This window comes from Corynebacterium sp. UMB0012, assembly GCF_030216265.1.
GTDB lineage: Bacteria > Actinomycetota > Actinomycetes > Mycobacteriales > Mycobacteriaceae > Corynebacterium.
The window spans coordinates 66,407-79,286 of the sequence record NZ_JASOKQ010000012.1 but is presented as its reverse complement, the minus strand read 5'-3'; the positions used below and the strand labels follow the sequence as shown (position 1 = coordinate 79,286).

At 49.7% G+C, this 12,880-nt stretch carries 6 protein-coding genes and 1 pseudogene; 6 read left to right on the top strand and 1 reads right to left on the bottom strand.

The window, feature by feature from the left end:
* Positions 1-696 precede the first annotated feature (696 nt).
* Positions 697-1,611 carry a UTP--glucose-1-phosphate uridylyltransferase gene (locus QP324_RS07455; protein ID WP_284815364.1) on the top strand — a complete coding sequence of 305 codons (915 nt, stop codon included), beginning with the start codon at positions 697-699 and terminating at the stop codon, positions 1,609-1,611.
* A 212-nt stretch (positions 1,612-1,823) separates the two neighbouring features.
* Here the strand turns inward: QP324_RS07455 and QP324_RS07450 are convergent, their stop codons facing one another.
* A complete protein-coding gene (locus QP324_RS07450) occupies positions 1,824-2,972 on the bottom strand; it encodes a hypothetical protein (protein ID WP_284815363.1) in 1,149 nt (382 codons plus the stop codon).
* Between the two features lie 737 nt (positions 2,973-3,709).
* On the opposite strand from QP324_RS07450, the gene QP324_RS07445 reads away from it, so the two are divergent.
* The 5 genes and pseudogenes from QP324_RS07445 to QP324_RS07425 all read left to right on the top strand — a co-directional run bounded on the left by QP324_RS07445 (position 3,710) and on the right by QP324_RS07425 (position 12,730).
* A complete protein-coding gene (locus QP324_RS07445; RefSeq protein WP_284815361.1) occupies positions 3,710-4,135 on the top strand; it encodes a hypothetical protein in 426 nt (141 codons plus the stop codon).
* A gap of 484 nt (positions 4,136-4,619) precedes the next feature.
* Complete coding sequence (locus QP324_RS07440; protein WP_284815359.1) at positions 4,620-5,045, top strand: hypothetical protein; 426 nt, start codon at positions 4,620-4,622, stop codon at positions 5,043-5,045.
* A gap of 508 nt (positions 5,046-5,553) precedes the next feature.
* Positions 5,554-6,840 (top strand): AbiH family protein, encoded by a 1,287-nt coding sequence (locus tag QP324_RS07435; protein ID WP_284815357.1) that lies wholly within the window; start codon positions 5,554-5,556, stop codon positions 6,838-6,840.
* A gap of 234 nt (positions 6,841-7,074) precedes the next feature.
* A pseudogene (locus tag QP324_RS07430) lies at positions 7,075-8,223 on the top strand (IS3 family transposase).
* A 247-nt stretch (positions 8,224-8,470) separates the two neighbouring features.
* On the top strand, positions 8,471-12,730 hold the full coding sequence (locus tag QP324_RS07425) for a hypothetical protein (protein ID WP_284815356.1): 4,260 nt from the start codon (positions 8,471-8,473) through the stop codon (positions 12,728-12,730).
* Positions 12,731-12,880: the final 150 nt, after the last annotated feature.

Genomic DNA, 12,880 nt, shown 5'->3' with positions numbered 1-12,880 from the left:
TTTTGGAAGCAGAAACCGCCACAGGAAATAATAGAAATCAAGGCAAATGCCTAGGAACAAAACTCGGGGCACTTCACTCGATGATTACTTCGTCACAGCCTTGGGGCAGTTTGAAGGGGGAGTTGTACGTGGTTTCGCCTCCCTGAGAGCTACTGGAATATCGGTAGAGGGAGTTGAGGCCGGGGCTCCATTTGAGTCCAGTCGACTCTGCCAAAGATTCAGGGTTTTCAATCTTTGGGAAATCGATTTTGAAGGCATAAAAAGCCCAGCGTAAGTCCTTTTCGGGCCGAAGAGCTATGGAACAACTAGTGGCGTCGAAAGGAATGGAAAATCTTTTCTTCATAGAGAGAGTCCTTTACTGGTCTAGACCAAGATCTTTAATGATACTGGGCATAGGTGCGACAGGCGAGACAAGGTCGAGACCTGAGATAGGTTTTAGTAAGAACTTGGTCAATCAACGTCCCATAACCAAAGACTTAAGCAAATATGCACTGACTAGGAATTCGAACCTCTTTTGTTCAGCGTTCTAACTAATGCGTGGTCACAGCGCATCTAGCGCACGGGGCAAAGTACCGGCAGGAGTCTCATTGAGTATGGGCGAAGGTGGCCTGAATGTCGGCGAGAGTTGGATTTTATTGGCTAGAGATCTAGAGGGTGTAACCATGGTCAGAGCGCTCAATGTAATACGATTGTTTTATGGCTAACTCTCTGTCTGTCCGCACCGTCGTAGTCCCCGCTGCTGGCATGGGCACTCGTTTCCTGCCCGCTACCAAGACTGTCCCCAAGGAATTGCTCCCGGTTGTGGACACCCCAGGCATTGAAATGATCGCGGAGGAAGCTGCGGCGGCAGGGGCATCGCGGATGGCCATTGTGACGTCGCCAAGCAAAGACGAAGTCATGCGCCACTTTGATAGGTTCCCGGATCTTGTGGAAATCCTCCGCGCCCGCGGCAAGGATGAGCAAGCAGCAAAGGTTGAGCGTGCGGCGGAGATAATTCACCCGGTTGCCGTAACCCAGGACAAACCCTTGGGGTTGGGCCATGCAGTGGGGTTGGCTGAGCCTGTTTTGGATGATGATGAAGACTACTTTGCTGTCATGCTTCCGGATGACGTCATTGAGCCTACCGCGGCGATGAGCGAGATGATCCGGGTACGCCAGGAGCAGGGTGGCTCTGTGTTGTTGGCGGTGGAAGTCGACCCCGCCCATGTCTCCAGCTATGGCGTTTTTGATATCGAAGCCACTGGCGACGCCCGCGTGAAGAAGGTCGTGGGCATGGTGGAAAAGCCTGCGGTCGAGGACGCACCGTCGAACCTAGTGGCTACGGGCCGCTACCTGTTAGATCGCGCGATTTTCGACGCGCTCCGTCGCATCAAACCAGGCAAGGGCGGAGAGCTGCAGCTTACCGACGCCATCGATCTACTCATTTCCGAGGGCCACCCCGTCCACGTCGTGGTCCACGACGGAATCCGCCACGACCTTGGCAACCCAGCTGGCTTCATCCCCGCCAGCGTGGAATTCGGATTGCGTCATCCGAAGTACGGCCCGGCGCTGTTCCGTGATCTGGAAAGAATCATGGATAGGTACCGCTCCGGGCTGGGGCCTAAGGCCTAGCGTATCGATCCTGCGAAAACAGTGAATAGAACTATCCAAACTGGAAGGACGTACGGAACACCGGTAGTTCTTGATTGATCAGACTGTTTTCCGGCGAATAGAATTTGTTCTTCGTGTAAAGGTACCACCGCGGTGTGGTAGGCGGTTACAGCGATCTTGAAACTTGTCCTCGGTTAAGAGGAATTGAGCCCTACCGAATGTGACCAAGAGTTTTACTTTCCAAAAAGGTCGTTTAGAAACTCTCGTGTAGCTTTTGCGTTTTCCCAGTCAAACTCAGTATAAGGTGAGAAGCCGTAACGCTCGAGATTCGCTAGGAGCTTTCCGGCGACCGAATTCGGTAAAAACTGGTAATGGTCCGTGTTGGCTTTAAGCATAAAGCTCATATCAGTCTTCGAAGCGAATGAAGCCAAAGAATCTGGGATTTCTTTAAAGAGTGGAGAAATAAGTTCCTCCTGTCCCTGGGAAATGAAGTACAGGAGACTCATCGTGGTGGTGTATGAGTCAGTAACAGTAATTGGTTTTGACCAGGTCTCTGGCAGTTCTGGGAGAGTAAGTTTTTCGGAAAATTGCGGCGCTAACAACCTGGTGATGGCTGTCTTTAAGAACTTCTTTCTGTCTGTGTTACCAGCAAGTGATTGGATTGAACCGGCTATATGCTCGGGATCACTTTGTAGCAGCAGTTTAGCGGTACCCAGCTCGGTAATTCCATTAGTGATGGGTGTCTCTTGAAGCCCGACGATCTCTAGTGGGTCGACTTTTTTGGGCCTTTTAACCGGCCTCGAGAAAGTCTCACCAAGAATGGAGCCAAAAGAATGTTGTGTGGCACCGAAATACTCTGCTGTAAGAATCGCACCGGTAGCCATGAAGGTCCAATGATTCCTCGCCAATGAATCTGTTTGAGTCGGGGTTCGACGGATGTTTGTTTTTATGACTAGGGGATCAAAGTCGGTAAAGAAGCGAGCTTCTCGTTCAAACCAGCCACCGAAGTCGAGCGATACAAGATTGGTTTCGGGGCCAAGCAATCGCAGGGCTGCGTAAGAGTCGAAACCACCGGAAAAACTTAAAATATGGCCCCCGCCACGGGGCGCAATTGGGATGCATGAATCTGTAGCTTCGACAGTACTTTTCGTAAACCTTTCGATTCCCTGTCTGGTTTGTTCTGACACCGGGAAATCATATTGGATTGATTCGAATTTGGTGCCACTGAGTGTACTTAGAGCCACAGCAATGGCGTTTGTGCTGGGGCGTATATCACGATCGAATTCATACCACAGTGTATGTGCCTGATCGTGGAACTCGGCTTGAAGCTCAATACGGCGGTTGGAAACTTCGAGATCTCTGAATTTAATGGTGTTTGGCAAAACTGCTCCTTTTCTTTCGCCCTCGATTTTAACGCCTCTAGATCTGGTAAAAGCTCGTAACCTGAAAGGTGAGGGAGATGCCCTTGTATCGAGCGTCTAAGTTCCCCATAAAACTATGGTTAAAAGGCTGAGCATGTGAAATCCTTTACCTACCAAAGAATTAAGTGTTTTTCTCGTTGCACGATCAGTGAAGTACCCCGGGTTTTGTTCCTAGGCATTTGCCTGGATTTCTATTCGTGGTGTCAAGGGGGGTGAAGGACCTGACTCTTGTTTGGTAGACAGCGCTGCTTCCTGCCGTGACGGGGCGGGGAGAGGTAGTTTACCTCCATGCCTAGGGAGGCTTATTCGGATCAGGTCAAGCGCGACGCGGTCGCGATGTACGAGGACCATTCACATGTTTCGCTCAAGGCCGCAGTCAAGGAGTTGGGGACCGACCTCGGTAGCCGAGGGGTTGGTTGGGAGGGCGTCGGCAAGCAAGGTGGCGGAGGGCTCGATAGTGAGCAAGACGAAGGCGGGAGCGCCTGCATGGTGCGGTCGATGCGGAGGCCGGACACGCTAAAGGTAAGGGGCCTCCTGGTCGCAAGGCTACGAGCATTACAAGTGGTCGGTCTTATACATTGTCCTTGGTTTGGGTGCTGCGCGCATCCGTATGTCGATTCGTTTCATCCCTTACCCCAGCAGACGCTGGTAGCGTTTTAATTACATACCGGCACCAGTATCCACGGGAGGTCATATCCATGGACACGGATATTCCCTATCTGCTCTTTTGCGCCGGGTCAGTGCTTGCCATGGTGCTCTTCTGGGCCTACCACATTTTGGAGGTGCGCAGAAATCCCAGATCGGAAGAGTGGTACGACTCAGGCGATTCGGAAGGCGATGCAAAGGATGGCACCCTTTTCCTTTATCCTTACGGCTCGCTCTTTTTTGGCGTAATGGGTATCGCAGGGTTGGTCGACAGTTTAAACCCTCCCGAGTTTGTCTACACGGTGCTGACGTTTCTGCTCATGGCAGCTCTCATCCTCTTCTTCATTGCACTTACGGGTGTGTTCGGGGTTCCGCTTCCGTGGCCGTTTGTTCCGCGTTGGGTTGTCGACATCCGCAAAGCAAAGCGTGCTCGAAGGCGTGCGCGCAGGCAAGCCAGAAAAAGGGAAAGGCAGGAATAGGCCTGACCCCTGTTTGGTAGACAGCGCTGCTTCCTGCCGTGACGGGGCGGGGAGAGGTAGTTTACCTCCATGCCTAGGGAGGCTTATTCGGATCAGGTCAAGCGCGACGCGGTCGCGATGTACGAGGACCATTCACATGTTTCGCTCAAGGCCGCAGTCAAGGAGTTGGGGACCGACCTCGGTAGCCGAGGGGTTGGTTGGGAGGGCGTCGGCAAGCAAGGTGGCAGAAGACTCGCTGGCAAGCAGGGCGAAGGCGGGTGCGTCCGCGTGGCGCGAACGCTGTGGAAGTTAGACACGCTAAAGGGAAGGACACAAAAGGGCACAAGACTACAAGCACTATAAAAGCCGGATTTCTTCTAATTTGTCCTTGACTCGGGTGCTTGTGCACATCCATATTTCGCTTTTGTCTCAGTACTCTCCCCAGTGAACGCTGGTAGCGTTTAAATTGCATACCGCAACCGGCAGCTATAGGAGGCCATGTTCCATGGACTTGGATACTGGGGATCTGCTCTTTTGCGCCGGATCAGTGCTCGTTATGGTGCTCTACTGGACCTACTACATCAAGTGTGAGCGGAAGGAACCCAGATCAGAAGAGTGGTATGACGAACCCGCCTGGGAAGGCATGGAGAGGGATGGCGTCCTCTTCATCTATCCTTACGGCTCGCTAATTTTGGGCGCTAGCGGCGTCGTAGGGTTGATAGAGAGTATGAATCCTCCCGAATTTGTCACAACCGTGCTGATGTATTCGTTCATGGTGGCTCTCGGCATCGGGTTCATTGGATTTACGGGTGCGTTCGGGATTCCGCTTCCGTGGCCGTTTGTTCCGAAGTGGGTCGTTGACATCCGCAAAGCAAAGCGTGCTCGGAGGCGTGAGCGCAGGCATGCCAAAAAGAGGGAAAGGGAAGAATAGGGCTGGCGACTTTCCTGGGCTGAGTTCCGTTAGAAAAGCTTCGCTATCACGCTGGCGTTGCTGTAGTTCTGTGGCAAAGCAAGGTTTGGAAAGAAAGGTTTGGCGGGCGTAAATGAGATGCTGGTCTTCGTAAGAGGCGCGAGACGGGCTAAACTCTCCAGACGTGCCGTCCAATATCAACAAGCAGAACTACCGTTTGGCAGACATGAACATGTCACCAGACACGGCAGAGCTATATCCGGACCCTGATGAACATACCGAATTCATTGATGACAACATTGATATGACTGGAATCGGAACTATCGTGCATGTGCGAAAATCGCGAGGATACGATAAGGCGACAGAATTCTGCACTCGGGATAGTCAGCCCCGACGACTTCGAGAGCCACATTCGTCTAATCAACTGCAGAAAAGAGATCGCTTCCTAGCCCCTAGGCAGATCCATTACATGTCCTCAATTACCGGGCAACCCCATTAAAGAATTATGAAGACTCAGATTGAAGGAACGATGACCAATCCGACTACCAGCACCGAGGATTCAGTTCATCACGGCATCAGGAAATACGACCACACTGATTTCGGCCGTCTAAAACGCCAGCACAATATTATGATGCTTGTTGGAAATGGCTTCGACATTGCCGCTCTTTCCCTGCTTAATGCCAGATATCGAACTGACTACCAATCATTCTTTTTTTATCTGAAGTCAATGAACTTTAACGCCGAAAACATGATTTTCAGGAAAATGGATGAGCTGCGCCAAGAACACGAAGAACAGCGTGGGCAAGGTAAAGACGGGTTCCCAAATTGGAGCGATTTTGAGGCACGGTTACAGGAATTTGTATCTGGGCCGGGTCCTATCAACTTCGTAAAACTCCGCGGCGACTTGGCAGAAATCCAACGTCACTTTTCCAGTTTTCTTGACCTAGTGGTCAGCCCAGATTTGCTAAACGAACTGGACAGGAAGGCGCAATCTCAGCAGTGGGCCTATTGTACATTTAGCCGATTCTTGGGCGATCTCGACAGCAACGCCTATCAATACTTGGCTCTGCCGTCTAAAACGGACCATTACGATCTTTTCAATTTCAACATCATCAATTTCAACTACACTTTCCTCCTTGATAACTACCTATACCTAGACCAAGAACAGTTTGATCCTCATCCAAACACCACCGTGGACACGAACTTTCAGTTTCGACGCAATCCACGGAATCATCTCTATCCAAGTGAGTGCTACCCTAGACCAAACGCCGAAACTGGTTGTTCCGCTTACCTGATGACGGAGATCCACCATCCGCATGGAATGCAGACAGTACCTCGATCCCTATTGTTCGGGATCGACGGTACGGATCAAGACGCGAACCAAGGCTCCTCCCACAAGTTTGAAAAAATCTTCTGGGCACAAACATCCCGTCGCTACCGCAAGATGATCGAAGAATCAGAATTTTTCATTATTTTTGGCAGTTCAATCGGGGAAACGGATCGATGGTGGTGGCGACACATCTTGCGTCGAGTTTCTGAAGGAGCAGAACTGATGATTTACAAATATGTTTCTTCGGACGTTCAGGTTGATGGACAGGCTTCTCCAAAGGCTATTGAGACCAGATTCATCAATAACAATTACGACCCCACTTTGTTCGGTGGGCGAGAACTCGATGCAGATTTGTTTGGTGCCCTCAGCCTCCGTGTACACGCAATAACGTACTCAGATAACAAAACACTTTCCGCCTTCGGATTCAATCCTGCCATTTTCAAACCCTTAGACCGTGACCCTGAACATGTCCCTGTGCCCAGATAAATTTCAGGTTCCCGTCTGCTTCCTTTAAATTCCGTCACCACACCCATTCGTGCAATTAATGTGGCAAAAGTTTGAGTGCTTTCCTAGGCGGATCTCCTTGTAGGTCTCGTAGCGTTTTAACGACACTCGGGCCTGACCCCTGTTTGGTGGACACCTGATATCCAGCCCAGTTGGGTTGGGGAAAGGTAATCTACCACCAAGCCTAGGTACTCCGGCCAGCTCAAACTTGATGCTGTGGCGCTCTACGAAAAACAACGGGGACCTCTCACTTCACGCGGCTTCAACAGAGCTCGGTATCAATCGAGTCTCGCTACATTCTTGGGTCAAGAAGTACGGCACCGGAAAGCGTGCCCGCACCAAAACCGTGCGCGATCAAGCCCGGTCAGCGACTGATGCCGAGCGAATCCGCCAACTAGAAAACGCGCGACTGCGCGAAGAACGCGACATCCTGCGAAAGGCCGCGAAATATTTTGTCGAAGAGACACGCTGGTAATCCGCTTCCAGTTTGTCTATGACCACCGAACCGAGTACTCGGTTAAGCGGATGTGCCAAGTGTTAAAGCTCAATCGCTCCTCGTTCTACAAATGGGCCAACACTCGCGAAGAACGCAGGTTAAAGATGTGTTCTGATGCTCTTATTGGTGTACGAATCAAGACCATCTTCGATGATGAGCACGGGCTTTATGGTGCTAAACGCATTGCTGCAAGCCTCAACAGTGCTACGGATTTCGGGCGAACCAATCACAAGAAGGGCGCACGCATCATGAAATCCATGGGGCTGAAAGGCTTTACTAAGCGGCGTCGGTGTATCACCACCAGGCGCAAGCCTGGACGTCGAGTCATGCCAGATCTAGTAGGCCGCAGATTCACAGCTGACAGGCCGAACCACGTTTACGTAGGATATCACCTACCTGCCGTGTAAGGACGGCAAAACATGTACCTGGCCACGGTCGTCGACGTCTACTCGCGCAAACTCGTCGGACATGCACTCGCGGATCACATGCGGGTATCGCTGGTTATCGAAGCTTTATCTCATGCCAGGAAAGTCCGCGGAAGCCTTAAAGGGGCAATTTTCCATTCTGATCATGGCAGTGTGTACACCTCACAGGCTTTTCAAGACCACTGCGCTCAGCTTGGTGTGCGTCAATCCATGGGAGCAGTGGGAACGAGTGCCGATAATGCCCTGGCAGAATCATTTAACGCCACCTTAAAGCGTGAAGTCCTGCGTGGTAGGAAACTCTTTGAAAGTCGAATCAGCTGCCGGCAGGAAATCTTCCGGTGGTGCATGCGCTACAACACGCGCAGCCGGCACTCCTGGGGCAACCTTCTAGCCCCCGATGACTTCGAAGCGCTTAATTCAGCTACACTGACCCAAGCAGCATAGCTAACCTCCGGCGTGTCTACTCTTTCGAAGAGCAGACCTAGGTGGATGCTGGCGGTTTCGTGTGAGTCAAAATGATGAACGTAAACGTTCCGAAGCCCATTTTGCAGTTACATGTATGTCTAACGATCTCGCCACGTGGATTGTGTTCTTTACAGAATTTTCGGGTCGCGAATCGAAAGTTTGTGTGCGGATTTGCTGACTAAGCTAGATTAGCTTACGGATATAAACTCGGAGGGAAGGACCAGTGATGGATTTTGAACCTGACATCGATCTTTTTAGGATTCGCGCTCATGAAGGGCGACAAGATCGAGCTTGGGAAGAACTCGTTTTCCAGCTTTGGTCCGAGAAGTCTAGGGGAAATGCTGAAGTCCGTAAGACGAAAGCGCCAGACGCTGGAGTGGAGTGGTATAGCGTTTATCCAGACGGACATGTGGAGGGATTCCAAGCAAAATTTTATGCGAGCTTAAAGTCTTCACTTTCGGGAATGAAGGAGTCGGTTTCGGCGGTTATTAGAAATCGTCCGAATTTGACCAAACTAACTTTTCTAGTTCCTTTTGATCTCACCGATACGGGAAATTCGACTAGAAAGTCGGACCAAGATCGCTGGGAAGAGGCTGTGAGACAATGGCAAAGCCTAGCCGCTGAAGAAAATAGGGAAATCGAGTTCGAAATAGTCCGAGGTGGCGAGATAAAAAACGAACTTGTTCTCGAAAAACATACTGGACGCCGTCAATTTTGGTTTGGAGATTTAGGTTTTTCTGATCAGTGGTTTGAGGAAAAGTTCAACGACGCGAAAATTGAAGCCCATGGTCGGTATACACCTGATGCTGATGTTCCGACTCGAGTCAGCTTCATTCTAGATGCAGCCAGAGGACATCCGTCGTTCGCTGCGGATCTTTTGAAATTGGCTCATGAGCTTATGAATGAAGCGAATGCTTTTCCATGGGCGGATAATGGCATTGATGACTGGCAAGAGACCGTATATGCGCTCCGGGACCTCCTAAAAAGTGAAGTGAAAGACGCTGAAGTATGGAATCCGCTTTCCCCGTTAGCTCCCGAGGTGTGGCTGCGAAGGCTTGAGGAAATAGTCGAACTCTTCCAGAATAAGCTGAGTGTTTTATCTTCATCTGGAGAAGCGAATACAGAAACCCATGGAAAACTCCATTTTCTAGAAAATGCCCTGATGAACCTGTCAAACCGGCTTCAGGATGACTCTGTCAAAATCTACTCAGATGGAGTGTTAGCGATTTATGGACCAGCCGGCCAGGGGAAAACTCATGCCCTCCTGAATACCGTCGAAAGACATCTCGGCACTGGTGGTAAGGGATTGGTGATTTTTGGATCTTGGATCGGTTCAGGCTATTGGTGGAGGCATGTATCTGAACGGCTTGGAATTCCCAAAGTGCCGTTAGATACTTTTCTACAGAGTCTTGATTCTCTTGGAGGTGCGTCGGGGAAACGTGTTGTGATTGCGTTTGATGCCCTTAACGAATCCAAGGCCCCATTCGATTGGCCCGATCCCCTGCGTATCCTCGTAGCTAAAGTAAAACAGTTCGAGAATATTAGCCTCATTCTCTCTTGCCGTACCGAGTATTTAGAGGAATTGATGTCCGATTTAAATATCGGAGTAGAAGTTCACCCTGGCTTTGAAGGAACGGTAGAGAAAGCTGTTCAAAGCTACCGGCGCAAATTTAATATTTCTCAACCCGTACCGCGGCTAGATAGCGGCTCATTTGCAAACCCGCTTTTTCTTCGACTCTACTGCAAAGTACTTGCTGGGAGAGAAAAAAGTTTAATGCAGCCGCTAACACACCTAGAAGTTTTTCAAGAGTACCTACAAGTGCGTGTGCGGGAAGTTAAGAGAAATTTAGGGATTAGTCTAACAAACCCAGTGGTAGAAAGTGCGATTCAACTGGTCGCCCAGTTGCTTCTGGAAACGGGAGAGCTGGACAACGACCGAGAGCAAGTTGAGTCGCAGATTGACGCTCTTCTCCCTAGCCGGACAGAGTATCCGCGTACTCTCTTCCAGCAGATGGTTGACTGTGGAATTTTGGAAGTCAGGAAGACTTACGGCAACCGTGAAGCAGTTGGGTTTTTATTCCAGGCAGTATCCGACTACGTCTTAGGGAAAAGAGTGGTAGATGAGTCATTCGGATATGTAAAGGACTTCAAGAGTGAGCTTCTTAGGTATCCGAATCTTTGGCCTACCATCGCCTTGATTTTAGTTGAGCAAAAATCAGTTGAACTTAGTGATTTCGTTGCTGCTGAAGATTCGCCCCATTGGTATCATGAAGCGCTTTCAAGTTCGCTGAAGTTTCGTCAAAAGACTGTCGTTGGGGAAAAGGCTTTAAAGTTTCTGACTGAGGGACTTGAAAGTCATGATTGGGCGCCCAAATACGTTTCAAGCATGTGCGCACTTGCGGCAATTCCTGATCACCCAGCTAACAGCAATTTTTTGACTCAAAGATATATTTCGCTCAGGATGTGTGATCGAGATGCAGAGTGGGGTGTCGGAAGTTATTTCCTCGAAGAATCCCCGGAATTTAGCTCTCTTCTAAATGAGCTCTACAACGATAGTAGAGAACAAAGCGTTGAACGAGTATTTTTAGCATGTCAGCTGTTGACTTGGCTTTTGGCAAGTCCTAACCGTTATATGCGTGATGTTTCCTCAAAGGTCTTGGCTGGCGTTTGGGCTAGATGGCCGGTTGTTAACTTGAAAATTCTGGAAATATTCGATGGGTGCGATGATCCGTATATAGTTGAGCGCATCCTGACGTGTACTTATGGGGCTTTGCTCCAAGGAGTGAATCCTGATCGATCTAAGCAATTAGAAGTTGTTCGCTTCATTTCTGACCATTTCCGTGAACCCGCGAAATATGATGTTCTAGCGCGTGATTCAATTCGTGGAATAATCGCGTGGGCTCGAGAGCAGTTGGGTCTTGAAGAGCAGGAATTGCCAGATTTTGGGAGCACCCTAGGGCTGAGCTTTCCTGAAGAACCACCATCAGAAAAGGAACTTGAAGACTCCTATGGTGCCCTGTACGAGAATGGTGATTTGTTGCTCCGCCGAGCTTCTTCCATCTTGTTTTCCGCGCTACCAAACCGTGGAGATTTCTCGGTCAAGACCATCAAAGGGGATGTCCATCAATTCCAGGATTTCGTAGATGGCCGAGGAAAGGTTAATTTTATTGACCCAAAGTCATCAGAACAGAAAAGCCCGATTGACCACTTGTATGAGTTTTCTTGCCGGTGGGTAGCAAACAAGGCAATCTCTTTGGGATGGACCGACGAAAGGTTTGAATATTTTGAGACCTCACACGACTTCTCGCAGGGAAGAACCTCCCATAAGAGAGAAAGATTTGGCAAAAAGTATCAATGGATCGCTCACCGTGAGCTTTTAGCACGACTTTGCGACCATTTGTTACTAAACGTCTATGGAAATGGTCGGGAGTGGGTACTTAATGAAGGGGCTTGGGATTTCTTTTTACGCGACTTGGATCCCTCGCTACCGGTTAGCGATGGGTGTGAAGGTGTCCGAGTCTGCCTACTAGCTCAACCCAATCCGGAGTCGGAACCGCAGTTAGAAATTAGGAAACCTTCTCTCGACGCGAAATCTTCGGAATTGGAATGGATCCGAGAACAAAAGGATCTTCCCTCGGCCGAAGATATCTTACGGCCTGCATTAGCAGGGAGGAAAAAGGTAGCGTTAAGGCTGGATGCAAGTTGGGTGAGGAAGAGCCCTGGATATTTTCTACGTGAAAAGGCCATCTTTCGCCATCAGTACCTGCTGCAGGGGTCGTGGTTAGTAGATAAGGGAAATGGCGCAGACTTAGCGGAATACCTTCAATTCAGGGGCTTAATGAACCGGCCCTTGGATTTTTCTCAAACTCCATTTCAAGCCTATTTGGGGGAATCAGAGCACGTTGGACCTCGCCTCAAGTTTCCGTCTGCTCAGCGGGAGTTGTTTGTCACAGATGTGAGGAATGATAAACAGACCAGGTACTGGCCTAGTTCTCAGTCTTACATATGGGAGGGGAATACGTTAGATTGTTCATTAGATAAAGGAGTGAGGATTGAGACCCCAGCCCAGCTTTTGTTGGGGGATGCAACCTGGGTGCCAAATACAGCGCAATGGCAATCAGACGGAAATGTAATTGCTGAGTATCGAGACTACTCCTTTTACGGACAGGACACCCAGATTTTGATCTGTGATGAAGGATGGCTGGAGGGGCGTTTGAATTGCCTCCAAATGGACTTGGTAGTCGCGTGCCTTGCAGAAAGAGAAACTAAAAATCCAAGTCGTGATGACTCCCGCGGTATTTTATCAAAAGAATATATTTATACGGGTCTCTATTCTGCAGATCGAGAACCGAAATTAGTAGGTCCGATGCTCGTTGACGACGAAAGACGGCAGAAAGCAGTCGAGAATTACACCATGCGGGTACGTGACGGAGGTGAAGGAGAGCAATTCATGCGATACTTCCAGCAACTTCTAGAAGATGAATAGATCGAAGGGCTAGCCCTAATAGGGGAGCTTAGAAACACATTTGGTTGGTTTTGCTTGGATTGATGATTTGGATTGGAGAAAATGGGTGCTTCGCATCTGTGACTTGGGTAGTCCGCAGGCAGCAGTGGCGGAGAAAATAACGAAGAGAAA